Source organism: Micromonospora sp. WMMD964, assembly GCF_029581455.1.
Taxonomy (GTDB): domain Bacteria; phylum Actinomycetota; class Actinomycetes; order Mycobacteriales; family Micromonosporaceae; genus Micromonospora.
Genome location: NZ_CP120860.1, coordinates 671,403 through 696,171 on the forward strand (window position 1 = coordinate 671,403; position 24,769 = coordinate 696,171).

At 69.5% G+C, this 24,769-nt stretch carries 27 protein-coding genes and 1 tRNA gene; 17 read left to right on the top strand and 11 right to left on the bottom strand.

Going from position 1 to position 24,769, the window contains the following annotated elements; all coding sequences use genetic code 11:
* Positions 1–576: 576 nt before the first annotated feature.
* Positions 577–1,287, bottom strand: coding sequence for a creatininase family protein (locus tag O7616_RS03175; RefSeq protein ID WP_282307513.1), 711 nt, complete (start codon positions 1,285–1,287; stop codon positions 577–579).
* 18 nt (positions 1,288–1,305) lie between these two features.
* Complete coding sequence (locus O7616_RS03180) at positions 1,306–2,436, bottom strand: hypothetical protein (protein WP_282305538.1); 1,131 nt, start codon at positions 2,434–2,436, stop codon at positions 1,306–1,308.
* Positions 2,437–2,687: 251 nt separating this feature from the next.
* Between O7616_RS03180 and O7616_RS03185 the strand changes: the two genes are divergently transcribed.
* From O7616_RS03185 to O7616_RS03240, 12 genes are all read left to right on the top strand, one after another.
* Positions 2,688–3,008, top strand: a complete 321-nt coding sequence (locus O7616_RS03185; RefSeq protein ID WP_112681382.1) for a hypothetical protein — start codon at positions 2,688–2,690, stop codon at positions 3,006–3,008.
* Between the two features lie 235 nt (positions 3,009–3,243).
* Positions 3,244–4,185, top strand: coding sequence for a hypothetical protein (locus tag O7616_RS03190; protein WP_282305539.1), 942 nt, complete (start codon positions 3,244–3,246; stop codon positions 4,183–4,185).
* An 81-nt stretch (positions 4,186–4,266) separates the two neighbouring features.
* Entirely contained in the window at positions 4,267–5,136 is an 870-nt protein-coding gene (locus tag O7616_RS03195; RefSeq protein WP_282305541.1) for an FtsK/SpoIIIE domain-containing protein, read from the top strand.
* The gene (locus O7616_RS03200; protein ID WP_282305542.1) at positions 5,133–5,342 is read left to right on the top strand and encodes a hypothetical protein; all 210 of its coding nucleotides are present in this window, start codon (positions 5,133–5,135) and stop codon (positions 5,340–5,342) included. The genes O7616_RS03195 and O7616_RS03200 overlap by 4 nt, the downstream gene beginning before the upstream one ends.
* 84 nt (positions 5,343–5,426) lie before the next feature.
* Entirely contained in the window at positions 5,427–5,867 is a 441-nt protein-coding gene (locus O7616_RS03205) for a hypothetical protein (RefSeq protein ID WP_282305543.1), read from the top strand.
* Positions 5,864–6,166: a hypothetical protein gene (locus O7616_RS03210; RefSeq protein WP_145789890.1), complete on the top strand. Its 303-nt coding sequence runs from the start codon at positions 5,864–5,866 to the stop codon at positions 6,164–6,166. The genes O7616_RS03205 and O7616_RS03210 overlap by 4 nt, the downstream gene beginning before the upstream one ends.
* Entirely contained in the window at positions 6,163–6,567 is a 405-nt protein-coding gene (locus O7616_RS03215) for an RRQRL motif-containing zinc-binding protein (RefSeq protein ID WP_282305545.1), read from the top strand. The genes O7616_RS03210 and O7616_RS03215 overlap by 4 nt, the downstream gene beginning before the upstream one ends.
* Complete coding sequence (locus tag O7616_RS03220) at positions 6,567–7,295, top strand: hypothetical protein (protein WP_282305546.1); 729 nt, start codon at positions 6,567–6,569, stop codon at positions 7,293–7,295. The genes O7616_RS03215 and O7616_RS03220 overlap by 1 nt, the downstream gene beginning before the upstream one ends.
* Positions 7,292–7,561, top strand: a complete 270-nt coding sequence (locus tag O7616_RS03225) for a hypothetical protein (RefSeq protein WP_282305547.1) — start codon at positions 7,292–7,294, stop codon at positions 7,559–7,561. Before O7616_RS03220 ends, O7616_RS03225 begins: the two co-directional genes overlap by 4 nt.
* Positions 7,561–9,363 carry a replication initiator gene (locus O7616_RS03230; RefSeq protein WP_282305548.1) on the top strand — a complete coding sequence of 601 codons (1,803 nt, stop codon included), beginning with the start codon at positions 7,561–7,563 and terminating at the stop codon, positions 9,361–9,363. Before O7616_RS03225 ends, O7616_RS03230 begins: the two co-directional genes overlap by 1 nt.
* A 33-nt stretch (positions 9,364–9,396) precedes the next feature.
* Positions 9,397–9,594, top strand: coding sequence for a helix-turn-helix domain-containing protein (locus O7616_RS03235; protein WP_282264131.1), 198 nt, complete (start codon positions 9,397–9,399; stop codon positions 9,592–9,594).
* Positions 9,594–10,835, top strand: a complete 1,242-nt coding sequence (locus O7616_RS03240; RefSeq protein ID WP_282305549.1) for a site-specific integrase — start codon at positions 9,594–9,596, stop codon at positions 10,833–10,835. Before O7616_RS03235 ends, O7616_RS03240 begins: the two co-directional genes overlap by 1 nt.
* Positions 10,836–10,908: 73 nt before the next feature.
* Here O7616_RS03240 and O7616_RS03245 read toward each other — a convergent pair.
* Positions 10,909–10,985: transfer RNA gene (locus O7616_RS03245), tRNA-Thr, on the bottom strand.
* Between the two features lie 351 nt (positions 10,986–11,336).
* On the opposite strand from O7616_RS03245, the gene ugpC reads away from it, so the two are divergent.
* Together ugpC and O7616_RS03255 are read left to right on the top strand one after the other, a co-directional pair.
* Positions 11,337–12,428 (top strand): sn-glycerol-3-phosphate ABC transporter ATP-binding protein UgpC, encoded by a 1,092-nt coding sequence (gene ugpC / locus O7616_RS03250; RefSeq protein WP_282264127.1) that lies wholly within the window; start codon positions 11,337–11,339, stop codon positions 12,426–12,428.
* A 169-nt stretch (positions 12,429–12,597) separates the two neighbouring features.
* A complete protein-coding gene (locus O7616_RS03255; protein ID WP_282305550.1) occupies positions 12,598–13,185 on the top strand; it encodes a hypothetical protein in 588 nt (195 codons plus the stop codon).
* Between the two features lie 32 nt (positions 13,186–13,217).
* Here the strand turns inward: O7616_RS03255 and rlmB are convergent, their stop codons facing one another.
* Both rlmB and cysS read right to left on the bottom strand, forming a co-directional pair.
* Entirely contained in the window at positions 13,218–14,348 is a 1,131-nt protein-coding gene (gene rlmB / locus O7616_RS03260; RefSeq protein WP_282305551.1) for a 23S rRNA (guanosine(2251)-2'-O)-methyltransferase RlmB, read from the bottom strand.
* Entirely contained in the window at positions 14,348–15,763 is a 1,416-nt protein-coding gene (gene cysS / locus O7616_RS03265) for a cysteine--tRNA ligase (RefSeq protein ID WP_282264124.1), read from the bottom strand. The genes rlmB and cysS overlap by 1 nt, the downstream gene beginning before the upstream one ends.
* 243 nt (positions 15,764–16,006) lie before the next feature.
* On the opposite strand from cysS, the gene O7616_RS03270 reads away from it, so the two are divergent.
* Both O7616_RS03270 and O7616_RS03275 read left to right on the top strand, forming a co-directional pair.
* Positions 16,007–16,687, top strand: coding sequence for a helix-turn-helix domain-containing protein (locus O7616_RS03270; protein ID WP_282307514.1), 681 nt, complete (start codon positions 16,007–16,009; stop codon positions 16,685–16,687).
* 1,094 nt (positions 16,688–17,781) lie between these two features.
* Positions 17,782–18,180: a DUF559 domain-containing protein gene (locus O7616_RS03275; protein ID WP_282305552.1), complete on the top strand. Its 399-nt coding sequence runs from the start codon at positions 17,782–17,784 to the stop codon at positions 18,178–18,180.
* Positions 18,181–18,380: 200 nt separating this feature from the next.
* Here the strand turns inward: O7616_RS03275 and O7616_RS03280 are convergent, their stop codons facing one another.
* The 3 genes from O7616_RS03280 to O7616_RS03290 form a co-directional block, all read right to left on the bottom strand.
* Complete coding sequence (locus O7616_RS03280; protein WP_282305553.1) at positions 18,381–20,072, bottom strand: S8 family serine peptidase; 1,692 nt, start codon at positions 20,070–20,072, stop codon at positions 18,381–18,383.
* 97 nt (positions 20,073–20,169) lie between these two features.
* Positions 20,170–20,868, bottom strand: coding sequence for an HAD family hydrolase (locus O7616_RS03285; protein ID WP_282307515.1), 699 nt, complete (start codon positions 20,866–20,868; stop codon positions 20,170–20,172).
* Between the two features lie 83 nt (positions 20,869–20,951).
* Entirely contained in the window at positions 20,952–21,917 is a 966-nt protein-coding gene (locus O7616_RS03290; RefSeq protein WP_282305554.1) for a DMT family transporter, read from the bottom strand.
* An 85-nt stretch (positions 21,918–22,002) separates the two neighbouring features.
* Between O7616_RS03290 and O7616_RS03295 the strand changes: the two genes are divergently transcribed.
* Positions 22,003–22,548, top strand: coding sequence for a CGNR zinc finger domain-containing protein (locus O7616_RS03295; protein WP_282264119.1), 546 nt, complete (start codon positions 22,003–22,005; stop codon positions 22,546–22,548).
* Here the strand turns inward: O7616_RS03295 and O7616_RS03300 are convergent.
* The 3 genes from O7616_RS03300 to O7616_RS03310 all read right to left on the bottom strand — a co-directional run bounded on the left by O7616_RS03300 (position 22,515) and on the right by O7616_RS03310 (position 24,248).
* Positions 22,515–23,090: a GNAT family N-acetyltransferase gene (locus tag O7616_RS03300; protein ID WP_282305555.1), complete on the bottom strand. Its 576-nt coding sequence runs from the start codon at positions 23,088–23,090 to the stop codon at positions 22,515–22,517. The two genes, O7616_RS03295 and O7616_RS03300, sit on opposite strands and share 34 nt — an antisense overlap.
* A 172-nt stretch (positions 23,091–23,262) precedes the next feature.
* On the bottom strand, positions 23,263–23,445 hold the full coding sequence (locus O7616_RS03305; protein ID WP_282305556.1) for a DUF397 domain-containing protein: 183 nt from the start codon (positions 23,443–23,445) through the stop codon (positions 23,263–23,265).
* Positions 23,436–24,248, bottom strand: a complete 813-nt coding sequence (locus O7616_RS03310; protein WP_282305558.1) for a helix-turn-helix transcriptional regulator — start codon at positions 24,246–24,248, stop codon at positions 23,436–23,438. The genes O7616_RS03305 and O7616_RS03310 overlap by 10 nt, the downstream gene beginning before the upstream one ends.
* Positions 24,249–24,769 lie beyond the last annotated feature (521 nt).

Below are 24,769 nucleotides of genomic sequence, written 5' to 3' on the forward strand. Positions count from 1 at the left end.
GATGCATGATAAAGACCTGAGCTAGGGGCCGCCATCCCGTTCGCCGTCGACCCGCCCTCCCGGGGAGCGGGCCGCCGCCCGGCCCGCCACGTCAAGCGGACCTTGACGCAGGTTCGGACGCTGGCGGGTCGGGCGGTGGTCTGCTCGGCTCGCCCGGGTCGATGGCAGGCGGGATGGCCTACCGCCACCACCCACGGACCGCGACCCGCCGACGCAGCCCCGGCCATCCTGGAGCCGGAGCGCCCCCGCCGGAGGCGCAGTAACCGCGACCCCGCGACCCCCGCCAGCTCGCCGACGCGGCCGGCGTGCCCTGCCCTACGCCGCGCGGGCTCGTGGCCGCGCGGCCCGGCCGGCTGCCGGCCCAACCCCCTCATCGGTCACCGGCCTGTCGTTCTGCGGCGGTCCTCCGGGCTCCCCGCTGTCTGCGCCAGGCGCCGGGCGTCTTGCGTGGCCGGAACGGAGCGACAGCGAAGTGCAGGCCGCGCGCCCTGGCGGCGGCGCGTGCGGCCCGTCAAGGGCCGCCTTGAAGACGTACAGAAAGTTTGAACGACTTCGCCGGCAGTCCGGCCGGCCCGGTCAGAGGCCAAGGCTTCCCTGATGCTCGCCGAACGATCGGGTGAGGCTGTCTAGAGCGGCTTTGCCCTTCTCGGCGGTGCCGAGTGAAGGTCGGCCGATGACGCCGCTGGTGGTGTAGGCAGCCATGCCGAGTGTCAGGAGGTGCGGCCGGTGGTCGGCCGTCCAGTCCGCGGCTTCATTGCCTGCTCGGATCAGCTCGGGGGCCACGTGTAGGAGTAGCGATGTCTCCAGCTCGCCTGCGTGCATGTCGTCGTGGCTACCGGTTTTCATCCCGGCATCGGTGCGGGCCTTGGTCCAGTCATGCCCTTGCGGGTAGAGGCTCATCGTGGGTCCGTTGGCTGCGGTGTACTCCTGAACGACATTCGACAGGACGTAGTTGCCGCCGTGTCCGTTGATGAGGACCAGGTGCTCGACGCCGGATCGAGTCAGGGAGTCCGCGACGTCGGTCACGATCGCGGAGAGGGTGCGGGAGCTGATGCTGACTGTTCCCCGCCAGCTTGAGTGTTCGTGGGAGCAGGAGATGGTGATGGGCGGAAGAAGCATGACCGTGTGGACTGTCGCGATGTCGCGAGCTATCGCCGCAGCAACGACGGTGTCTGTGACCAGCGGCAGGAATTCGCCGTGCTGTTCAAAGCTGCCGACTGGTAGCAGCGCGACCTTGGCGTTTCGCTCCTTCTCGTCGGCTGCCGTGGCAGCCGTAACCAGCTCCATCACCAGAGGTTGGCTCCTTCACGCTGTCGTCAACTGCTTGATGGCGAGGCTCAGTTCAGATACTTCCTCATCGCGCCGCCATGGCGCCAGGCGATCGCGTAGCCGACGCAGCTCTGACAGTGCGCGTGCTGACGTGGCCGTCCGAACGGTACGGACCGCGTGGTGTCCCACTCGGCAGGCTGTCGCCTTGTCGCCTGCCACCGCGTGAGCCAGCGCAAGCCGCGTCTCGCACAAGCCTTGATCACGGCGCATCCCGGTAGGCATGGTTGCCAGGGCGCGCCGGAATACCGGAATGGCCCTGTCCGGAGCGTCAAGGTCTGCCCAGCAACTGGCTGCCTGCATCTCGATGTATGCCGGGGTGCAGTAGGACGCCAGATCGTCGGCGTCGGCTCCTGGTCGCTCAAGCTCGTGGGTCGCAGCGTCGATTGCCCGACGGGCGTCGTCCCCGAGTCCGCGCAACGAGTACGCCCGTGCTTGCTGCGCAAGTACCAGAGCGCGAACCCTTGGTGAGACATGCCGGGCTTCGCGCAGGGCTGCGGAGCCAAGGCCGACCGCGCGGTCAAACCCGCCAAGGTCGTTCGCGATGTTCGATTTACGCATGAGCAGGTATGCCGTCTCGGTCGGGTCACCAATGGCCATGGCGTAATCCATGGCACGATCGGAGTAATGCATCGCGCTCTTGGGATCGCCCGCGTCCTGGTAGAGCCATCCGGCGAATTCGTTGTAGCGGCATGCCCACAAGAGCAAGTCGTTCCTCACGTCGTTCTTGGCCCCAGGAAGGATGTCGTCGATAAGCGCTGCCTGCGCGCGGACAACATCGACGAGATGATGCGGACCCATCAGATTGTCGGCTCTGACGTGCTGGTCGAAGACTGACCGGAAGTAATCAATCGTCTCCCGATCGACGGACGGTGCCACTCTCGGGTTCCCTCGGCCCGCCTCGGTGAAGCCCAGCTCGTCCTCGTCTCGCTCGTAGACGGTGCAGAAGAGCTGGCGGTAGACCACGTCAGGCTTCCCGGTGCCGTTTTCCCACCGAGACAGCATGGTCTTGAGGCTGGCCTGGCCGGCGATCGTTACGCCCTCCCTCCGGGCTGCCGCCAGCAGCGCCGCGACCACCTTTGACTGCTTCCAGCCCAGGTCGAGCCGCACTCGTTGCAATAGTGTCGCTGCTTCCTCGACCCGCCTAGCCGTCATGACTCTCCCCGAAATTGGTAACAGCTACGTGGAAGTCATTATGCCTGGTCGATGCGACAACTTGAAGAAGTTAATACCACCTGCTGTTGCCTTGTTAACTTGCCTCATCTGGCATCTGAAGCCAGCGCATCGTCTCCTTGAGTCACGGGCCGATCGGTCCAGACAAGCAAAGGATCCATTGGATCCTCTAGACGAAGGAGATCTTCGTGAAGCTGTACGTGGACACCCAGAGCAAGCAGGTTCAGGTGACGAAGGACCCGGAGCCGAAGAACGACCAGAACGGCAATCAGCGGTCGGAGAAGAACACTGGCCGGCTCATGTGGTCGACCCAGGTCTTCGTGCTCGACGAGACTGGCGGCGAGATCATCACCATCACCACGGCGGGTGAGAAGCCGGGCGTGACGGTGGGACAGCTCGTCGCTGTCGAGCAGTTGGAGGCTATTCCGTGGGCGACCAACGGGCGTAACGGCGTCGCGTTCCGTGCGATCACGCTGAAGCCGAAGGCTGGTAACTCGGCGGCGAAGTAGGTTCTCGCTCATCTGCACTGCGTGAGCTTCTGGTGTCTGGCACAAGGCGGCCTGATGGTCCGCTGATCTGAGATCCAAGGTCCGGGAGTGGTTCCGACTCCTACATTCCCGGCCCGTCACCACCAGTGGTGGTGGCATCCCCCGCAAGAGCTGGCGCGGGGTCGGTCCGACTCCTACATCTGCCGACCCCGTGCCCTCCAACTCATCCAACCCAATGTGCTTGGGAGGACTCGTCATGTCCAAGTCTAGCCCTCGCCGGTTCGCCGGCAGGTCAACCGGAACGGTGACGGTCATCGAGGCCAAAGTTCACCGCTCCTCCGCACGCAACGCCAAGATGGCGTTCATCCTCACGGCGGTCATCGTCGGCCTTCTGTCGGCCGTGGTGGCCGCTTCCTCCATCCACCCCATCCTCGCCATCTTCGTCGGCGCACTGATCGGCATCCCGACCGGCGGCCTCGCCTGGGTGCTGGTGCGGATCTGGCCGGTGATCCGGCTGCTGTGGTGGTGGACCCCGGAAACCACCCTCGCCGTCTTGCTGCTTACCGCGTGGGTGCAGCTCGCCAACCACACCCCAACCCTGGTGACCCTGCTCGTGGTCGCCCTGGTCGTCGGCGTCCCCGCCGCCATCCGCCCGGTCCGCCGCCAGGTCAAAGCCTGGACATGGTGCCTGATCGTCCGGCACCGGCTGCGCGTGTGCTTCGCGCAGTTCATCATCGCCAACCAGTCCGGTTCGCTGCCGCTGATCCTGTGGGCTCGCCCCACCCCTGTTGGTGAGCGGGTCTGGGTCTACCTGCGCCCTGGCCTGTCCGAGAAGGACCTGGAAGGCCGCCTCGACAAGATCGCGGTGACCTGCCACGCCTCGACCGTGCTGATTGAGCGCGCTTCGGAGAACAACGCCGCCTACCTGCGGTTCGACATCAAACGTCGCGAGGTGCTGACCGCCCACGTCGGCTCTCCGCTGGTCGACGTGATCGACCCGGCCGCGCCCGTCTCGGCATCGCCGCTGACAGTCCCCACCGCCCTGGACCTGCCGGACGTCGATGCTCCGACGATCACCCTCCCGGCTCAGGGCAAGCCCGCCGGCAAGAAGCTGGCCCCGGCTACTACGGCCAACGGCAGTAAGCCCGCGGCTTCTTCCGCGTCGCCTGAAGCGGACGACGTTTCCGACTGGATCTGACCCCAATCCAACCCGGATGCGAGGAGCCATGGCGGCTCGTTCGTGTGGCTCCTCGCGTCCACAACGCCCAGGAGGGCACCCATGACCACCACGATTCCCACCACCGCCGACGCGGTGCCGGTGGGTCCTGGCCTGTCGATGTTCGACCCGATCTTTATCGGGATCGATGAGTTCGGCCAACCCGTCTACCTGGACGTCGTCTACCGCAACCTGCTCACCGCAGGCGAACCCGGCGGCGGTAAGTCCGGGCTGATCAACAACATCTGCGGCCACGCCGCCCTGTGCGACAGCACTCGCCTGGTGCTGTTCGACGCGAAGCTCGTCGAACTCGGCCCCTGGCGCGACCTCGCCGACGCGTTCATCGGTCCCGACATCGACCAGGGCATCGACGTTCTCCGTCGCCTCCTGGTCGTCGCCACCAACCGCTACGCCTGGCTCCTCGCGAACCGGCGCCGGAAGCTCGCCGACGGCGATGGCATGTCCGTCATCGTCACCATCATCGACGAGCTGGCCATGTTCTCCACGGTGCTCGGCACCAAGGCACAGCAGGAGGAGTTCTCGACCCTCCTGCGAGGGCTCGTCTCCCTCGGTCGGGCCTGCGGTATGCCCGTCATCGCCGCTACCCAGCGCCCGTCGTGGGACATCATCCCCGCCAGCCTGCGGGACCTGTTCGGCTACCGGGCCGCGTTCCGGTGCACCTCGCTGAACAGCTCGAACATCATCCTCGGTCAGGGCTGGGCCGAGCAGGGCTACACCGCCTCCGACATTGCGCCCACCAACCAGGGCGCGGCCTACCTCCTGGCCGAAGGCGGCGTTCCCCGTCGCATCAAGGCCGCCTACCTCACTGACACCGACATCTACAACATCGCCGACTACGCCGCCTGGACCCGCCGCCCCAACGGCACCAGTGCCCAGGCGGTCAACCCGACCGAGTGGGAGATGGCGGCATGACCACCCGCGAACGCGCCTATGCCAAGGCCAACAACCAGCGGGCCGCCCAGTTCACCGAACTGTGGATCACCGGCAGTCCCGAGGACATCGCCGCCCTGGTCCAGGCCGTCGCCCGCAGCGGACGACTGGTCTACCTCTCCGCACCCACGCAGATGCCGGGCGACGACAACCGGCACCGCCGCTACCTGCGGCTACGCGCCCGATAACCGGCCGACAGGACCAGACGACCGCCTGCCAGCAGAGCTGGTCCTGCCGACCTCCACCAACAACCTCGAAAGGACGTGGTTGCCATGAAGGCTACCCAAAACCCACCCACCGCAGCAGAGGTCACACCTGCTGACCTGCTGCGGATGGCTGCCCTCTACCTGCGCCGGCACGGCTGGACCCAGGGCACCTACTACGCCAAAAACACCGACACCCTCACCCCGCCGGCCTGCGCCGCCGGAGCCATCGGCATCGCCTGCGCCGGACACACCGTCGAGCACTTCTCCCAGCTCGACCCCGACGCCCTCGCCGACTACCTCGCCGCCCTGGGCGTGTTCGTCGACTACCTCGACACCACCGCCCCGGTCTTCTTCATCGACGAGGACGGCTACCTCCTCGACGAGCACACCTCCCCCTACTCGTGGAACGACGACCCGACCCGCACCGCCGAGCAGGTCATCACCGCCCTGGAAACGGCCGCTGACGAGTGGGACTCCCTCCGCAGGGCGGAAGGGGAGACGCGATGAACACCGTCAAGAAGCCCTTGACGCCCAACCTGCCCCGGCAACGGCGTCGGGACGTTGTCGAGAACGACGCCTTCGCCTCGTTCGCTCGGCGCATCATCCGCGCCCACGGCCGACGCGTCGCCACCGGAGACGTCGAAGCCCTGCGCGACCTCATCGCCCTGTCCTCCGTCATCGACGACGCCATCGGCGAAGCCGTGATCGGCCTGCGGGCCTTCGGCTACTCCTGGGCCGAAATCGGCTCCCGCCTCGGCATCTCCCGCCAAGCCGCCCAACAGCGCTGGGGCGGTGACAAGCCATGACCGACCTCCGCAGCCGCGACCTCGACAACCTGGCCGAACGCACCGGCATCCGGGTCGAGTTCTACGACCCGCTCGGCACCCGCTACGGGTTCCCCACCTTCCCCTACCACTGCGCCCCTCATGGGCTGGCCACCCTGCGGCAACTGCGCGCCGCCGGCCTCCGCCCCGGAGGACACGACCCCGTCGCCCAGATCTATTGGCGACACCGCACCAACCGGCGGGTCGCCTACCTCTACCGCACCGACCTCGCCGCACCCAAGCGCACCGCCACCCCCGCACAGCGGGAGGCCATCGCCAAAGCCCTGCTCGCCCGCCGCACCTGCCGCCACTGCAAGCAGGTGAAGCCCTACTACATCCCCCGCCGCTACGGCTGCTGCCTCGACTGCCACGGAGGCCACTGATGCCCGCTCACTCTCCGGCCAGCGCCGGCACCCGCCTGGAAGGCCTGGTCCTGGTCCTCATCCTCATCGTCGTCGGCGGCTCCGCCGGAGCCGCATCGTTCACCCACGTTCACGACTGGACGATGGCCAACAGTCCGGCCAACACCCCGGGATGGTTCGGTTGGGCCAACGCCGTCATCTCCGAACTCGTCCCCATCGCCGCTCTGCTCACCATCCGCCGACGCCGCCGCACCGGCGCACCCATCGGTTACCCGATGGTCCTGCTCATCGCCGCCGCCGGCCTCTCCCTCGCAGCCCAACTCGCCGTCGCCAAGCCCGGACCGTCCGGGTGGCTCCTCTCGGCTGTTCCCGCGCTGGCGTTCATGGCCCTGGTCAAACTCGTCCTCGCCCCCGCGCCCACCGCGCAACCCATGACACCGGCTCCTGAGCCGATGGAGCCGATCCGCGTTCAGGTGGCCGAGCAGGTCACCACCGAGCCGGCACCACCGGCCGCCATCACCCCGGCCCCCGAGCCAACCCCAGCCGTTGAGCCGGAGCCCGTCACCGTTCCGGCCTCGGAGCCGGTCGACGTCCCCGCCCACCTGCTGCCCACCGCCCGTTTCGCGGCCGTGCAGCACGAACAAGCCACCGGTCAACCCATCACCCCTGACGAACTTGCCGACCGACTCGACGTCAGCACCGTCATCGCCGGGAAACTCCTCGCCACCATTCCCCGGGGTGCCCGATGACCATCGTCCTGGTCGACATCGAGCAGGTCACCCACACCTGCCCCGCCTACCCCGACGCCCACCCGTTCGACATCCGCCGGACCCTGGTTGACGTCATCCCCGGTGGTCCCTGCCGGGCACCGGTCACTATCCGCTGCGGTGACACCACCGCCGTGATCCCCTGCCGTCGGCACGAACCGGTCAAGCGCCATTGCGGCGCCTGCCGGGTCATCGTCACCGAACACACCATCACCACCCGCCACCCCACCACTGAGGTTGGCGGCTGATGGCCTCGACGCTGGACCTCACACCCCGGACCATCACGGCCCGGGGTGTGGGCTTGAACGCCGACACCATCCCCACCTACGACTACACCGCCACTGGTTCCGCCTTCACCCGCGCCACCCGCCCGGACTACTTCGGGTGGCTGGAACATGTCCGCGCCGCCGCCGGGTGTAGCCGACCGATCCGCCTCGCCGGGCAACTCCTCACCGTCGAGCAGGGCACCGGTCGGGTCCTGGACCAGCGGCACACCGACGCGATGCCGGATGCGGCGATCTACACCGCCTGCGGCAATCGCCGCGCCACCGTCTGCCCCGCCTGCGCCCACACCTACCAACGCGACGCCTTCCAACTCCTGCGCGCCGGCCTCATCGGCGGCAAAGGCGTCCCCGACACCGTCACCCAGCATCCGGCCGTGTTCGCTACCTTCACCGCACCGTCCTTCGGGACCGTGCACACCCGGGCGGTCAAGCGGCACACCTGCGGCAACCGGAAAAGCTGCGACTGCCGCGCCGACCCCTGCCACGCCCGCCGCGACACCGGGCTGTGCGAGCATGGCCGACCGGCCGTCTGCTGGGCCAGGCACGAAGCCGGGGACCAGGTGCTCGGGCAGCCGCTGTGCCTGGACTGCTACGACCACACCCACCAAGTCGTGTGGAACCTGTTCTCCGGCGAACTGTGGCACCGCACCAAGCAAGCCGCGGAACGCCACCTCGCGAAACTCGCCCGCCGACGGGGGATCCCCCGCGTCCACGTCGTCACCGCCTCCGGCAACATCCGCACCGTCCCACCGGTCCGGATGTCGCACGGAAAGGTCGCTGAGTTCCAGGCACGCGGGGCGGTGCACTTCCACGCCCTGGTGCGCCTCGACGGCGTTCACCCCGACGACCCCACCGCCGTCATCCCACCACCGGCCGCCTTCACCGTCGCCGACCTCGACGACGCGATCCGCGCCGCCGTCGAGCAAGTCGCCTTCACCACCCCGACCCACCCCGATTGGCCCGAAGGGTGGCCGATCGCGTGGGGTGACCCGGGCAAGGGCCTCGACATCCGCTCCATCAGCCTCACCGGCGACGGCGAGGTCACCGACAGCATGGTCGCGGGCTACCTTGCCAAGTACGCCACCAAAAGCACCGAGGTAACCGGGCACCGCTCCGTCAGGCTCGACGCCGACACCATCGGCGACTACGCCGACCCCGACGGCGACCACACCGCCCGCCTCATCAACGCCTGCTGGCACACCGGCCGACCCACCACCACACCCGTCCCACTCTCGGAACGGCCCAGGGACCACCGGCCCGCACCCGGCTACGTGAAGCGCTGGGAGTGCCCCGACTGCGGCACCCATACCCGATATGCCGCTTGCCCCGTCTGCATCGCCCAGCGTCAAGCCGCCCTTGACACTCGACCGGCCATAAGACCGCAGGCCACCAATCCCTACGCCCGGCTGCGTCGGTGGGCGCACATGCTCGGCTTCGGCGGCCACTTCCTCACCAAAGCCCGCCGCTACTCCGTCACCTTCCAACTCCTGCGCGACACCCGCGTCACCTACCGACGCCACGAGCACGAGCACCAGGCCGACGAGCAACCCGGCATCCTCCGCGCCGTCGACCACCTCGACGAAAACGACACGACGCTCATCGTCGGCACCCTCACCTTCGCCGGAGTCGGCTGGCACACCACCGGAGATGCCCTCCTGGCCAACACCGCCGCCGCCATGGCACGCGAACGACGAACCACCGGCCGCGAAGAACTCGCCCACGAACTCGGCACCACCCTCGCCGGCACCGCGTCGGCCGCCGCTTGACCACCCACCACGCCGCACGAGGAAGGCCAACCGATGGACGCCCCCACTCCGATCACTCCTCGCGTGCTGCGCGTGGAGGAAGCCGCCCAAGCGCTCGGCATCGGTCGTTCGCTCGTCTACGACCTGATCCGCTCCGGTCGCCTCCGCTCCTTCAAGGTCGGAAGCCGCCGGCTCATCCCGTCCGTCGCCATCGACGAAGTCATCGCCACGCTCACGGAAGAAGCCGCCTGATGCCCAGAGAAGCCAAGCCACGCCAGTCCACCGCCCGTCGCAATCCCAACGGCGAAGGCTCGATCTACCAGCGGTCCAGCGACGGCCGCTGGGTCGGGCAGGCTTATGTGATCACTACCGAGGGCACCCGCAAGCGCAAGTTCGTCTACGGTGCGACCTGGGAAGAAGCTCACACCAAGCTCATCGACCTGAAGTCCCGCTCTCAGCGCGGCATCCCTGTTACCGACCGGGCTTGGAAGCTGGTGGACTACCTGCCCTACTGGCTGTCCACCTACGTCAGCGACCTCAAGCCCACCACCGCCCGGGGGTACGAAAGCGCCGTACGGCTGCACATCGTTCCAGCCCTCGGCACCAAGCGCCTCGATGGGTTGCAGGTCCAGCACGTCAAGGCGTTCATGGACGAGTTCCGCCGAAAGTGCCTCTGCTGCACCAACGGCCTCGACAAGATCCGACCGGCTGAACGCCGCTGCTGCTCAGTCAGCCGCTGCTGCCAGCACTACCCCAGCGCCCGCCAGATCCAATTCGTGCACGCCGTGCTCCGCAACGCGCTTCAACACGCCATGCGGGAAGAGCTGGTGTCGCGCAACGTCGCCAGGCTGGTTCGCATCCCGTCGCCTCGCTATAAGATCGGCAAAGGGCTCTCAGTGGACCAGGTACGAAAGATCCTGGATACCGCTACGGGTCACCGACTCCATGCGCTCTACGTCGTGGCGGCGACCATGGGCCTTCGTCGAGGTGAGCTGGTAGGCCTCCGTTGGTCGGATCTCGACTTGGACGAGGGCACGCTACGCGTGCAGCAGACCGTGCAGCGGGTTGCCGGGCAGCTCCACGTCCAGGACGCCAAGACCGAAGACTCGGAGGCGGTGTTGCCGCTCCCCGAGGTCACCTGGCTCACTCTCCTCGAACACCAAGAACGGCAGCAGACCGAGCGAGCCGCCCTCGCCGAGGTGTGGGAGGACCACGATCTCGTGTTTCCCTCGGAACGGGGCACTCCGATGGAGCCCACCAACCTCAGCCGCTCGTTCGCCCGGCTCCGGGAAACCGCCGGTCTGCCCGGTGTCCGCCTACATGATCTGCGGCACACCGTCGTATCGCTGCTGATGGAGTTGGGCGTCCCGCCGCACGTCGTACAGGCCATCGCTCGGCACGCCGACGTGAAGATCACGCTCAAGGTCTACGCTCACACCAACCTCGACGCGATGCGTCAGGCGCTCGGCAAGCTCGACGGGAAGCTCTCGTGAGGGCCGTTGCTGTCAGCGTTGCTGTCAACCGGTCGACTTGTGGCAGTGCCCGTCGGGAAAAGCCTTGTAGATATGGAGCCCCCGGCCGGGATCGAACCGGCGACATCTCGCTTACAAGGCGAGTGCTCTGGCCAGCTGAGCTACAGGGGCGCGTGTGTCGAGGTCAGCATAGCGAGTGACTTCCGGATATCCCGCTCGCGAGGCCTCCCGAGCACGGGAAACGTCAACAACCCGACGCCGGAACGTCTTCACGCCGCCCGGCGACGCGTCGATTGATGTCCGACCGTGCCGGAGTGACCGGAATGCGTAGCCGGGCCGCCGTCGTTCGATGCTCCCTCACCTTGGCAGCACGGGGAAACACGTTTACGGTTCATGACACGGACGACGACCCGGCGCTCTCGCGACCGAGCCGCCGTCCGTTGACCGGCGCGGATACGTGCCGGTCGCTCCTTCACTCGGATCGTCCGGCACGTTCCTGCCGGTGAAAGGAAGCGCTTCACCATGGCTACGGTCACCTATTCCAAGGCTTCCCGGGTCTACCCGGGCCAAGAGCGTCCCGCCGTCAACGAGCTGGACCTCGAAATCGGCGACGGCGAGTTCCTCGTCCTGGTCGGCCCCTCCGGTTGCGGTAAGTCCACCAGCCTGCGGATGCTCGCCGGCCTGGAGGACGTGGACGCCGGCTCGATCTACATCGACCAGCGTGACGTCACCCACCTGCCCCCGAAGGCCCGCGACATCGCGATGGTCTTCCAGAACTACGCGCTCTACCCGCACATGACGGTGTACGAGAACATGGCGTTCGCCCTCAAGCTGCGCAAGACCTCCAAGTCGGAGATCGACCGGCGGGTCAAGGAGGCGGCCGGGCTGCTCCAGTTGGAGGAGTACCTCAGCCGTAAGCCGAAGGCGCTCTCCGGTGGTCAGCGTCAGCGTGTCGCGATGGGCCGGGCGATCGTCCGCGAGCCGCAGGTCTTCCTCATGGACGAGCCGCTGTCGAACCTCGACGCCAAGCTGCGCGTGCAGACCCGTACCCAGATCGCGTCCCTGCAGGCCAAGCTGGGTGTCACCACGGTCTACGTCACGCACGACCAGGTCGAGGCCATGACCATGGGTCACCGGGTCGCGGTGCTGCTCGACGGTGTCCTGCAGCAGGTGGACACCCCGCGGGCGCTCTACGACACCCCGGCCAACGTGTTCGTCGCCGGCTTCATGGGCTCGCCCGCCATGAACATCAAGACCGTTCCGCTGAACGAGAAGGGCGCCGAGTTCGCGGAGATGTACATTCCGCTGACCCGGGAGCAGGTCGAGGCGGCCCGTGCCGAGGGTGGCGACGGCAAGGTCACCGTGGGCTTCCGCCCGGAGGACTGCGAGCTGGTCAGCCCCACCGAGGGCGGCATGCCGGTCGTGGTCGAGCTGGTCGAGGACCTCGGCTCGGACGCCAACGTCTACGGTCACGCCGCGCTCGGCGGCAACTCGGAGCGCTTCGTCGTCCGCACCGACCGGCGCAACATGCCGAACATGGGTGACACCGTGTTCGTCAAGCCGACCGCCGGTCGTAGCCACGTCTTCCACGCCTCCACCGGCCACCGGATCTGACGTAACGCCGCACCGACAGGGGGCGGTCCGCTTCGGCGGGCCGCCCCCTTCGTCGTACCGGCGAGGGGTTGTCAGACCCTGGGGCCAGCACGGAAATGGCTCTGTGGGATGACCCGGCATGGGCGGACATGGTCGTACCGTCACGGCATTCCGAAGCCGAGGAGACGCCGTGCCCACCACCACCACCGCCCACCCGACCATCCGTAGTCGGCCCTACCGGACCGCCCGCCTGGCCGGTCGCAGCCTCGCCTACTGCGCGGCGCTGCTCCCGGTCGCCGTGTTCGCGCTGGTGACCGCCCCGCTGGGGCGCTCCGGCACCGCTGTCGCCCGGTGGCGGGCTCTGCGTACCTGGCTGCTTCGACTGCCGTCGACGGCCGCGCCCGAACGACGGCCCGGGATGATCGCGGTGCTCGGCCACGCGGGGCTCAGCCTGCTCGTCGGTGCGGTGGCCCTGCTGCCGATCGGCGTCGAGGTGCTCATGGTGCTGCGCGGCGTGCTGTACGGGGTGGTGGACCCCGGCCCGTACGACGATTCCTGGGGTGGCCCGAGCCGGGGCGGCGCGTGGCTGGCGCACTTCCTCGTCGGCCTGCCGCTGGCCGCCGCCGGGCTGGCCGCGCTGATCGGCATCGCCGCCGTGCACCAACGGCTCACCGGCCGCCTGGACGGGGAGCGGAGCCCGTTCTGGTTGCTGCCGACCGTGCTGCTGATGGCGGTCGCCGGGGCGCTGCTCTTCGTCGCGTGGACCCACCAGATCTAGCCCCTCCCGCACTGGGAGGGGCTGGACCTGGTCTACAGCTCGACGGAACGCCGCCGGGCGACCTCGGCCAGGGCGACCGCCGCCGCCACGCTGGCATTGAGCGACTCGACCTCGGAGATCATCGGGATGCTGACGGTCAGGTCGCAGGTCTCCCCGACCAGGCGGGAAAGACCACGGCCCTCGGAACCGACCACCACCACCAGTGGCCCGACCGCGGCCTCCAGGTCGTACAGGTCGGTGTCGCCATCGGCGTCCAGGCCGACGACCATGAAGCCGGCGTCCCGGCACGCCTTCAACGACCGGGTCAGGTTGGTCACCTGCGCCACGGGCACCCGCGCGGCCGCGCCGGCGCTGGTCCGCCAGGCGGTCGCGGTGATCCCGGCAGCACGCCGCTCGGGTACGAAGACACCCTGCGCGCCGAACGCGGCGGCCGACCGGATCACGGCACCCAGGTTGCGCGGGTCGGTGACACCGTCGAGCGCGACCAGCAGCGGGGCCTGCTGCTCCAGGGAAGCGGCGACCATGTCCTCGAACGGCTGGTACGCGAAGGGCGGCACCTGCAACCCGACGCCCTGGTGCAGCACCCCGCCGGTCATCCGGTCCAGCTCGGCCCGGCTGATCTCCAGGTTGGCGATGCCCCGGTCGGCGGCGGTCCGGATGATCTCCTTGGTCCGCTCGTCCATGTCGATGCCCTGGGCCGTGTAGAGCGCCGTCGCCGGCACCTGGGCGCGTAGCGCCTCCAGCACCGGGTTACGCCCGACCAACAGCTCCGGGCTGTCCTTCGACGGGTTGGACTTGCGCCCCGGGGTGACCCGGGGGCCGGAGCGCGCGGTGGGCTTGCCACCCCGACCGCCGGTCGCACCCCGACCGACCGGTACGCCCCGACCGCCGCCCTTGCCCCAGGTGGTGTCCTTGCTGCCCGGCTGACCGATCTTCGGGGCGCGCCCCTCCTCGGCCGCCGCCCGGCGCTCCTTCTCCTGCTTCCAGGCGGTGCGCTGGGGCAGCTTCTCGGTGCCCGAGTAGCCCTTGTGCCAGGGGCGCTCGTCGGCGGGCAGGGTGCGGCCCCGCCCGGCCAGCGAGTCCTTGTTCTTGCCGCCGGAGCCCTTGGGGGCGCCTGCCTTCGACGTCAGTCGCCGGCCACGGCGCTGCGAGTTGCCGGCCATCAGTCCTGCTCTCCAATAGTCCAACGGGGGCCCTGGGGGGTGTCCTCGACCGCCACGCCGGCCAGCTTGAGCTGGTCACGTACCGCGTCGGCGGCGGCCCAGTCCTTGCGGCCCCGGGCCTGCGCACGCTGCTCCAGGGCCAGCGCGATCAGGGAGTCCACCACGGCACGGAGATCATTCGATCGGCCGCCACCGGTCCAGGCCGGGTCCAGGGGGTCGATACCGAGGATATCCAGCATCGCTCGCACCGCGGCCAGGGTGGTGCGGACAGTCACATCGTCGCCGGCGGTCAACGCGGTGTTGCCGTCCCGCAGGTGCTGTTGCAGAACGGCCAGCGCGGCGGACGTGTTGAGGTCGTCGTCCATCGCCGCCACGAACCCGGCCGGTAGCTCGCCGAGCTGCCCGGCGCCGACCCGCTCCGCCGCCCGCTGCACGAAACCCTCGATCCGGCGGTACGCGGTGGCCGACTCGCGCAGCGACTCCTCCGAGTAGTCGATCACCGAGCGGTAGTGCGCGGCGGCGTAGTAGTAGCGCAGCTCCACCGGTCGCACACCCAGCGAGTCGACGTACGCCAGGCCCAACGCGTTGCCCGCGGACTTGCCCATCTTGGCCCCGCCGATGCTGAGCAGGCCGTGGTGCACCCAGTAGCGGGCGAACGGCAGCCCGGCGGCGTTGGACTGGGCGATCTCGTTCTCGTGGTGGGGGAACGTCAGGTCCAGCCCACCGCCGTGGATGTCGAACTCCGGGCCGAGATACCGCCAGCACATCGCCGAGCACTCGATGTGCCAGCCCGGACGACCCAACCCCCACGGCGACGGCCAGTACGCGTCCGCCGGCTCGTCCGGTTTGGCACCCTTCCAGAGCGCGAAGTCACGCGGGTCCCGCTTGCCCCGGTCAGGCGCGTCCCCGGCCGACTGCATCGCGTCCGGTGACTGACCCGACAGCGACCCGTACGCCGGCCAGGAAGCCACGTCGAAGTAGACGTCGCCGGACCCGTCGGTGGCCGGGTACGCGTGCCCGTCGGCGATCAACTTCGTGATCAGCTCGTGCATCTCCGGAATGTGCCCGGTGGCGCGCGGCTCGTAGGTGGGCGGCAGCACGTTCAACGACCGGTACGACTCGGCGAGGAGCAACTCGTTCGCGTACGCGATCGACCAGAACGGGCGCCCCTGGTCCCCGGCCTTGACGAGGATCTTGTCGTCGATGTCGGTCAGGTTGCGGATGAAGGTGACCTGGTAGCCGGCGGCCGACAGCCAGCGACGCAGCACGTCATAGTTGACGCCCGAGCGAAGGTGACCGATGTGCGGCGGGGCCTGAAGAGTGAGACCACACAGGTAGACCCCCACCTTGCCGGCTTCCCGCGGGACGAAGTCCCGCACCGATCGGGTGGCGGTGTCATACAGGCGTAGCGTCACCGTACAAGGGTAGCTGTCCGTGCCTGTCCGAGTCCGCCGGTGCCGGGTCGTACGCTGCCAGGCGTGGATGCGACCGCACGCTCCGGTGACACTCCCGCCGACCCCAGCGCCCCCGCCGCCGGGCTCCTGAGCCCGGCCGACGGGGTAACGGCGCAGGCCGACGGCGTCGGGGCGCGGCGGGATGCCGGCACCGGGCGGGCGGAGAGCGTCGCGGGACAGGCCGATGCCGACGTTGTCGCTGTCGTGGGGCCGGCCGACGGTCTCGCGGGGCGAACCGACGGCGTCGCGGGGCGGGCCGGGGAGGCGTCGCAGACCCTCGACCGGGGGTTGCGGTTGCTGCACCTGGTCGCGGACGCCTCGGCTGGTCTGACCGTCACCGAGGCCGCGCACCGACTCAACATCGGGCGGGCAGCCGTCTACCGACTGGTCAGCCCGCTGGTCGGGCACGGCATGCTGCGCCGGGACAGCGACGGCCGACTGCGCCTCGGCGCCGGCCTGTTGTACCTGGCCCGACGCGCCCAGCCGTTGCTCGCCGAGGGCGCGCTGCCCGCGCTGCGACGCCTCGCCGAGCAGGCCGGTGCGACCGCGCACCTGACGGTGGTCGAGGCCGGCGAGGGTGTCGCGCTGGCCGTGGTCGAGCCGAGCTGGACGTCGTTCCACGTCGCGTACCGGGCCGGTGCACGGCATCCGCTGGATCGGGGGGCGGCGGGCCGGGCCATCCTGGCCGGTCGAGCCGGGCTGGCCGAACCGGTGAGCAGCAGCGGAGAGTTGCAGTCCGGGGCGTACGGGGTGGCCGCGCCGGTGCTCGGCGTACCCGGCCTGGAGGCCAGCGTCGGGGTGGTCGCCCTCGCCCCGCTGGACGTCGACGAGATCGGCCCTCAGGTGCTGGCCGCCGCCAGGTCCGTCGCCGCCACCCTGACCTGACCCCGAAGCCAGTCACCCCCGACCGCCGCCTTCGAGCTGACCCGAGGCCAGTCACCGTCGCACCCACCTGCGGCTTGATCAACTCGGGTTCACGGATGTCGCGGTATCGCGCTGCCGTTGATGGCCCGACTTCCGGAAACGCGAGTGGATCAACCTCCGAGCCCGCCCGGTGACGGACCCGATCGGCCACAAGGCGGGACGCGTCATACCACGACCAGCGGGCGGAATCCCGGTCGTCCACAGGGTTGGGCGGCCGTCCCGGAGCGGTTATCCACAAGGGTTTCGGCGGCCGGTCGGCAGTCGGCAGGCTGCTCCGCATGCCACCTCGTCCGCACCGCCCCGATGCCCTGAACTGGCAGGTCTTCCGTGGCTCCGACGCCGTCCGGGAGGGCCTGCTCACCGAACACCAGCTGCGCAGCGCCGCCTGGGTGCGGCTGCGCCACGACATCTACGCCGACGCACGGCTCGACCGGGACCACGCCCTGGCCTGTCGCGCCGCGCTGCTCCGGCTTCCGCCCGGGGTGACCGTCGGAGGCCCGTCAGCCGCGTACCTGCTCGGTGTCGAACACGCCGCGGCCTTCACCGACGACGTACACGTCCTCGTGCCGCGATCGCCTCGAATCGGCCCACAGCGCGGCCTCCGCGTGCACGTCAACGCCATCACCTCACTGCCGGACAGCGGGGCGCCAGAGCGAGTCGGGCAATCACCGTCCCTCCGCCGTCCACCCGGCCCTAGGCATACGCCAGGCCCTGGGCGTCCACCGGCCGCAGGCCGGCCACCGGGCGGCATGACGACCAGACCAGGAGGCATGGCAACCACCAGACCTGACGGCACGACCGCCAGACCAGGAGACACGGCGACCAGGCCCAATGCCTTGACGGTCGGACCAGAGGCCAGGACATTCAGACCGGGCGACAGCCGGACGACGGCCTTGATGCCCTGTCTCAGCAGTCACCCGGGTGGCCTGATCCCCCGTTCCGACCCCGAGCGGGCAGCCTGGGAAACGGCCGTCTGGCTTGACCCGCTCCGTGCCATCGCCATCGTCGACTCGCTGCTCGGCCAGGGGTTGACCGATCGAGACACGCTAGCGGCCATGGCCGACCGCAATGCCGACCGGCCGGGTGGGCGGCGGGCGCGGTGGCTCTTCGACCTGGCTGACGGCGGAGCCCAGTCTCCGCCTGAGTCCCACCTGCGCGTGCGTCTCGTACTGGGCGGGCTGCCGCGCCCGGTCGTCCAACATCCCGTACGCCTGCCCAACGGCGTGGTCCTGCACCCCGACCTGGCATGGCCGGAATATCGGGTAGCGGTCGAGTACGACGGGCGTTGGCACTCCGACGCAGAGCAGTTGCACCGCGACCGCCGCAGACTGAACCTGCTGGTCGGCGCGGGTTGGATGGTATTGCACGTGACGAGTCGACGGCTGCACGGCGAGTTTCCGGCAGTGCTCCGCGAGGTGCGTACCGCGCTGGCCAGCCGAGGCTGGCGACGGTGACAACCCCAACCTGCTCGGCCTTGGTCGACTCGGATTCCTGCAAAGCGCGGTGTCAACGCAGATGGGATAGCGCGGTTTTCAGGAACCCGAGTGAATCAAGACGGGTCGGGCCGATCAAGCTCCACGGATCGCGCCGGCAATCGCTCGGAACGGCAACGGGCCCGGTCGACGGTGGTCGACCGGGCCACGTTGGATGGTGCTTACGGGCGGGCGTTCGGCTTGAGCGGGGTCTTCACCGCCGCGTAGGCGTCGACGATCCCGTAGCCGTAGAAGCCGTTGAAGTTGACCCCACCGGCGCAGTACGCGTCGTAGGTCTCGTCGCGGCCCTCGTTGCGGTACTGCTGCAACCGCGGCTCCGGGCAGGCGTGCTCGGCGGCCGTGCGGTAAAGGTGCTGCTCGACCAGGTCCGGCGACATGCCGAAGCCGGAGCGGCCCTGCGTCTTGCCGTACCGGCTGACGATCAGCGCGGCGACACCGGCGGCGTGCGGGGACGCCATCGAGGTGCCCTGGAGGTAGGTGTAGTAGCCGCACTCACCGTTGGCCTTGCACTGCTTGAAGACCGACTCCTCGAAACCGGCGACGATGTTGCCGTCGGCGTCGACGGAGCCCTCCTCCTGAAGCACGTGCTTCGGGTACGAGGAAAGGATCATGTTGGCGTCGGTGCGGAACGTGTCGGTGCCGAAGCCGTCCCGGAACCAGCCGCCGGGAGCGGCGACCGAGATCTGCTCGGTGCCGTAGTTGGAGAAGTCCGACTTCTTGCCGGACGGGCCGACCGACGACACACCGATCACGTGCGGGCCTTCGGTGGGCAGGTCCCAGCAGCTCTCGTTGTCGATGGGGCGCGGGTACGGGTCGGCGCCGTAGTCCGGGCTGGTGGTGTCGGTGCGCGGCGCGCCCAGGTCTTCGTTGTTGTTGCCGAGCGCACCGACCAGGGTGACGCCCTTGTTGTGGGCGAAGACCAGCGCCCGCTTCATCGCCTTGATGATGGCGCGCTGCTCGGCCTGGTCCTCCGGCGAGTCGGCGGGGTTGGCCGTGCAGTTGTAGAGCCACGGGTCGACGTAGAACGACATGTTCACCACGTCGATGCCGGACCGGCCGGCGTGCAGGAGGGCGTTGACGACCGGCTCGAGGAAGAAGTAGCCGGAGTCCTGGCCACCCTTGAGTTCGACGAGCGAGACGTTCGGGGCGACACCGGAGAGGCCGAACCCGTTGGCGGCGGCACCGATGGTGCCGGCCACGTGGGTGCCGTGCCCACCGTCGTCGGTACCCACCGGGTCGAGGCAGCTCGGCACCTCGCAGGGGCCGTCCACATCGGTCAGGTCGGGTGCGAAGTTGCGCGACAGCGCCCAGTTGAAGTTCGGCGCGATGTCCGGGTTGCTGGCGTCGACGCCGGTGTCGAGCACGCCGACGGTCACCCGACGGTCGCCCGGCTCGATCTTGCGGGCCTGGTCGGCCCGGAGCATCGCCAGACCCCAGAGCTTGTCGTCGAGCGGGTCGAGCTTGGCGCCCTTGCGGGCGGCGGCACCAGCGGCAGCAGCCCCGGCGGCTGCCGTCAGGTGCTCCTGCTCGACGCGGTCCAGCTTGGGCTTGCGGCCGATGGCCTTCTGCTCGGCGGCGCCGATCAGCGTCGGCGCGGCGGTCGCCTTGGCCGCGAAGTCGGCCCGGTCGCTGGTGACCTGGAACATGCCGACCTCGTCGGACCGGGACACCACAGTGCCGCCGGCCGCGCGGATCGCGGCTACCGCCGTCTCGGCGGCGACACCGTCCTCGGCGACGACGGTGAAGGTGCGGGACGAGCTCGGCGCGGCGCTGGCCGGCACACCCAGCCCCGCAGCCGTCAGTGCCAACACTGCCGCGGTCGCGACAGCACCGGCGGTGAAGCGCTTGCTCACCACATCGGATCCTCTCGTTGAGGGACGTGGCTGCCATCACACAACACCCGGCAGTTTTACGCCACCTGAACGTCCGTTATGGCGGCGAATCTCTGCTTCATCCGCCCGGCTCGGCGCGCGGCAGAAGATCTGCCAGCACCGCTGGCAGAGCCGCCACGGTGGATACCTCCGCGTCGGGCACGACCCCGCGCGGGCGAGGCAGGCCGGCCCGGTTCAACCACACCGAGCGCAGGCCGGCCCCTCGGGGCGCCACGACGTCGTGCTCCCACGAGTCACCGACGTACACGATCTGCTCGGCCGGCACCCCCGCCGCCTTGACGACCGCGGCGAAGAACTCCTGGGCAGGCTTCTTCGGCAGGCCGTTCTCGTGCGCGTACAGCTCGAAGGCGAACTCACCGGCGAGCCCGCAACGTTCGGCGCGGCTGTTGCCGTTGGTGGCAAAGCCCAGCGTGTAGCTTGCGCGGAGCGTGGCCAGCGCCCTCGGCACATCCGGAAACGGCCTGGTGAGGGCGAACCGGCGGGCGAAGAAGAGGGCTGCGAACTCGTCCAGGTGGTCGCCCAGCTCGGCGCGGGCTAACGATCGGGCCAGTGCGGCGCGTCGGATCTCCATCACCGGGGCGGCCGCCAGCTCACCGAAGACCGCACCCCAGTCCGATTCCAGCTCGAAGAGCGTCACCTCGGCCGCCGCCGGTGTGCGTCGCCGCATCTCGTCGAGAACGGCGGCCAGCCCGCCGGTCACGGCCGGCCGCAAGTCGAGCAGGGTTTCGTCGGCGTCGAACACCACGGTGGTCAGCACGACACCCACTGTCTCACCGAGGAAGAGCGCCAGCACCCCCACCAACGTTGCAGCAGGCACCAGGCCGCCAAGGGGCAGAACACCTACCGGCCGTCGAGCGCGAGTGCGGGCTCGGGTGAGACCGGCGTGGACTCGGCCGGCGATCCGCGCAGCTCGTCGAGGCGTACCAGCGCGACCCCGGCGACGATCAACGCGCCGCCGAAGAGCTGCCAGCCGGTGGGCAGCTCGTTCAGGAGGAGCCAGGCGATCAGCACCGCGAAGAGCACCTCGGTCAGCCCGACGAACGACGACAGCCGGGGGCCGAGGATGCGGGTGCCGGCGATCCCGGCCAGGTACGCGATGACGGCCGCCACCAGCGACAGCCCGGCGATGGGCAACAGCCAACTGGTGGTCTGTCCGGCGAAGGTGACCTCACCGAAGGTGGCGTGCAGTGGCAGCAACCCGGTGAGGCCGACGAGGAGCAGCACGGCGGCGCCGACTGCCATTCCGCCGCTGGCCATGGCGACCGAGGGCAGCCGTGGGTCGACCCGGCCGGCGAGGACGAAGTAGCCGGCCAGGCCGAATGCCGCACCCAGGCCCCAGAGCACGCCCACCGGGTGGAAGTCCGCGGTGCCGGCGAGGTCGAGGACGAACGCCAGCCCGACCAGGGCGGCCACCGACCCGGCCACGGTGAGCCGGCGGGGTCGCTGCCCGTGTCGCACCCACATCCAGCCCACGACGAGGATGATGCCCAGGTATTCGAGCAGCAGCGCGACACCGACGGGCAGGTAGCGCACGGCGTTGAAGAAGCAGACCTGGGCCAGGGCCACCCCGAGGAGCCCGAACATCCCGATCGCCGTAGCGTTGCTGCGCAGCACGGCCCACCTGCCTCGCAGGGACAACAGGGCGGGGATCGCCAGCACGAGGGCGGCCACGCCGACCCGGGCGATCACCGCCGATTCGGCCGACCAGCCGGCCTCGATGAGTGATCGCGCGAAGGTGCCGGAGGTGGCGAAGGTGACGGCGGAGAGCAGCACCAACGCGGCACCGGCAGCGGGTCGTGAGTGCATGTCGCGCTCCTCGGGACGGCACCGTGTCATGAGCAAACTATCCTTGTACTGATGACGCTAGGCGTCCGCCCTGACAGGAGTCAAGATGCTATTTGCTCATGACACCGAATGTTCGCTGATCGCCACCGCCGCGCTGGTCAACACAGCGGGTCGGGACGGCGAGTTGTTGCCCGACGTCGCCGCCCTGGACGCGTTCTTCGTCCGCCACTCCTACAGCGGACGGCACGAGCACACCGACGCCGAGTTGAACGCCGTGAAGGACCTGCGGCCCCAACTGCGCCGTATCTGGCACGCCGAGCCGCCCGAGATCGTCGCGCTGATCAACGGACTGCTACTGGAGCACAAGGCGTTGCCCCAGCTCATCGAGCACGACGACGAGCCGTACCACCTGCACGCCGTGCCCCGCGACGCACCGCTCGCGACCCGGATCGCGGTGGAGGCGGCGATGGCCATGGCGGACCTGGTCCGGGCGCGCGAGCTGAGCCGGTTGCGCATCTGCGAGTACCCGGACTGCGACAACGTCGTCGTCGACCTGTCCCGCAACCGGTCGCGGCGGTTCTGCGAGGCCGGCTGCGGCAACCGGGCCGCCGTGACCGCCTACCGCGCCCGCCGAGCCGCCGGCCGCTCCTGAACCACCTCGTACTCCACCTCGCCGTGCTCGGTGCCCGGGATCGGGTCGTCCCACTGCAGGTGGAACGTGCGCACGTGACGCAGCCCGGCCTTCGCCATCACCCGCCGGGAGCGTTCGTTGACCGCCATCGTCTCGGCCCACACCCGGCGCACCCCGACGGTGTCGAAGGCATACCGGACCAGCGCCCGCGACCCCTCGGTGGCCAACCCCCGCCCCCACGCCGAGCGGCGCAACCGGTAGCCCAACTCGGCCTCGGCCCCGTCCGCCGACGGGTCGAGCGCGAACCACCCCAGGAAGTCGCCGGACTCCCGATCGAGCGCCGCCCAACGCCCCAGCCCGGGATGCCGCTCGTACTGGGCCAGCAACCTCGGCAACTGCTCGTCCCGGACCGTCGCCGGTGACGTCGCCACCCCGCCGGTGAGGAACCGCATCACCTCGGGGTCGCCGTCCAGCTCGACCAGCGCGTCCACGTCGCCCATCGTCAACCGCCGGAACCGCAGCCGCTCGGTCTCCGCTGGAACCACCAGGTCACCACCACGCACGACCGGATCATCCCGCCGCGCCCTCCCACCGTCGAGCCGTTTTACCGCCGCTCGCCCGCAAGATCCGCGCAACATCGGCGAAACTGCTGCCTCCGGCGCCGCCGAAGCAGCAACATCGGCGAAGTTGCGCGCGGCGGCAACCCCGATCGCCGCCGCGGGCCAGGCCGTCGCGTCAGCGCGGGGGCGCGACCACGAAGAGCCGCCAGGAGTACGCGTCGACAACGAGCACGGGTCCGTCCGGGTCCTTGCTGTCTCGCACCCCGACCACGTCCGCAAGGTTCGTAGCCACCTCGACGCAGTTGGCGTCCTGGTTGCTGCGGCTGCTCTTGCGCCATCGAGCGCCGATCAACTCCACGACTCGGCCACCTCCCTCAGCAATTCGATGGACGCCTGCGGGGGCAGGGCTTCGCCCAAGGTAGCCTCCCAGACCCGCTGCAACCGCAGCAGATCCCGTGGCTGGTCCAGCTCCTGGCCACGAACCTGACAGTCCAGGTAGGCCAACTCCGTGCCGTCGGGCAGGGTGGCCAGCGAGAACTGCCCGCCGAGCCCGGGATACTCCTCGGCAGAGCGCGGCACCACGTGCAGGCGAATCCGAGGATGCTCGGTGGCGATCTTCGCCAGGTGCAGTGCCTGCTCGCGCATCACCTTCCGCCCGCCCACCCGTCGACGCAGCACCGCCTCGTCCAGTACCGCGACGATGTGTGGCGACCGTTCGCCGTAGAGCACCTGCTGGCGGTCCATCCGGTCGGTCAGTCGCCGGTCGACCTCCTCCGACTCCAGCAGGCCACCCGCCTCGAAGACCGCCCGCGCGTAGGCCTCGGTCTGGAAGAGTCCGGGCACGTAGCGGGGCTCGTACCACCGGATCGTGCGCGCCTGCTCATAGATCGCCTGCCAGCCCCGCAGCCACGGCTGCGCCCGGTCGAGACTGACCAGTTCGGTCGACATGCGGCCGAAGAGGCCGCCGGTGTCCAGGGCTCGGTCGACCAGTTCCAGGTACTTCACGGTGGGCGGCTGCTGACCCAACTCGACGGCGCTGACCATCGACGCCGAGTAGTTGACCGCCTTCGCCAACTCGTCCTGACTCCAGCCCCGCCGGACCCGCGCCCGACGCAGCTCCGCGATCAGGAACGCCGCCGCCGTCATCTGCCCATCGGCCATGCCAGCCGCCCTCCACCCCGCCGACGATTGATTCCAGCCGGTCGCCAACGGTGTCACCACCGAACACAGGGCGGCTGTGACGACGCGACCAAACCCTTCCGACCGTAGTCGTCCGATCACCAGACTGTGAAGTGCGGCACCGCTCCCCGTCCCCCGGGATCCCGGCGGTGCCGCACGGGACCGCCCGCTCCCCCGTGCCGGGCGGTCCCACCCCAGACGACCCATCCAAAGCCGACCCCGCCCAGAACCCGCCCCACCCAGAACCCGCCCCGCCCAGAACCCGCCCCAACCCGCCCGGACGCGAGATTGATGCCACAAACGATTCAGCTCCAAAGCGTCCGCACAGGACATCCCCGACCACCCCAAGCGACCGACCACCCCAAGCGACCGAGCGGCCGAGCGGCCGAGCGGCCGAGCGGCCGAGCAAGATCGCGCTGGCGCGGCCCAGCCCAACGCAGCCCAGCCCAACGCAGCCCAGCCCAACGCAGCCCAGCCCAACGCAGCCCAGCCCGGCGCGGCCC

Coding starts and splice junctions, on each gene's coding strand:
- O7616_RS03205 (WP_282305543.1), top strand. CDS start 5,427: ATGAAGGCTACCCAAAACCCACCCACCGCAGCAGAGGTCACACCTGCT.
- O7616_RS03290 (WP_282305554.1), bottom strand. CDS start 21,917: ATGCACTCACGACCCGCTGCCGGTGCCGCGTTGGTGCTGCTCTCCGCC.
- rlmB (WP_282305551.1), bottom strand. CDS start 14,348: ATGGCCGGCAACTCGCAGCGCCGTGGCCGGCGACTGACGTCGAAGGCA.
- O7616_RS03275 (WP_282305552.1), top strand. CDS start 17,782: ATGGCCGACCGCAATGCCGACCGGCCGGGTGGGCGGCGGGCGCGGTGG.
- O7616_RS03195 (WP_282305541.1), top strand. CDS start 4,267: ATGACCACCACGATTCCCACCACCGCCGACGCGGTGCCGGTGGGTCCT.
- O7616_RS03215 (WP_282305545.1), top strand. CDS start 6,163: ATGACCGACCTCCGCAGCCGCGACCTCGACAACCTGGCCGAACGCACC.
- O7616_RS03230 (WP_282305548.1), top strand. CDS start 7,561: ATGGCCTCGACGCTGGACCTCACACCCCGGACCATCACGGCCCGGGGT.
- O7616_RS03190 (WP_282305539.1), top strand. CDS start 3,244: ATGTCCAAGTCTAGCCCTCGCCGGTTCGCCGGCAGGTCAACCGGAACG.
- O7616_RS03210 (WP_145789890.1), top strand. CDS start 5,864: ATGAACACCGTCAAGAAGCCCTTGACGCCCAACCTGCCCCGGCAACGG.
- O7616_RS03175 (WP_282307513.1), bottom strand. CDS start 1,287: ATGGAGCTGGTTACGGCTGCCACGGCAGCCGACGAGAAGGAGCGAAAC.
- O7616_RS03310 (WP_282305558.1), bottom strand. CDS start 24,248: ATGGCCGATGGGCAGATGACGGCGGCGGCGTTCCTGATCGCGGAGCTG.
- O7616_RS03235 (WP_282264131.1), top strand. CDS start 9,397: ATGGACGCCCCCACTCCGATCACTCCTCGCGTGCTGCGCGTGGAGGAA.
- O7616_RS03225 (WP_282305547.1), top strand. CDS start 7,292: ATGACCATCGTCCTGGTCGACATCGAGCAGGTCACCCACACCTGCCCC.
- O7616_RS03200 (WP_282305542.1), top strand. CDS start 5,133: ATGACCACCCGCGAACGCGCCTATGCCAAGGCCAACAACCAGCGGGCC.
- O7616_RS03220 (WP_282305546.1), top strand. CDS start 6,567: ATGCCCGCTCACTCTCCGGCCAGCGCCGGCACCCGCCTGGAAGGCCTG.
- O7616_RS03240 (WP_282305549.1), top strand. CDS start 9,594: ATGCCCAGAGAAGCCAAGCCACGCCAGTCCACCGCCCGTCGCAATCCC.
- O7616_RS03295 (WP_282264119.1), top strand. CDS start 22,003: ATGCTATTTGCTCATGACACCGAATGTTCGCTGATCGCCACCGCCGCG.
- ugpC (WP_282264127.1), top strand. CDS start 11,337: ATGGCTACGGTCACCTATTCCAAGGCTTCCCGGGTCTACCCGGGCCAA.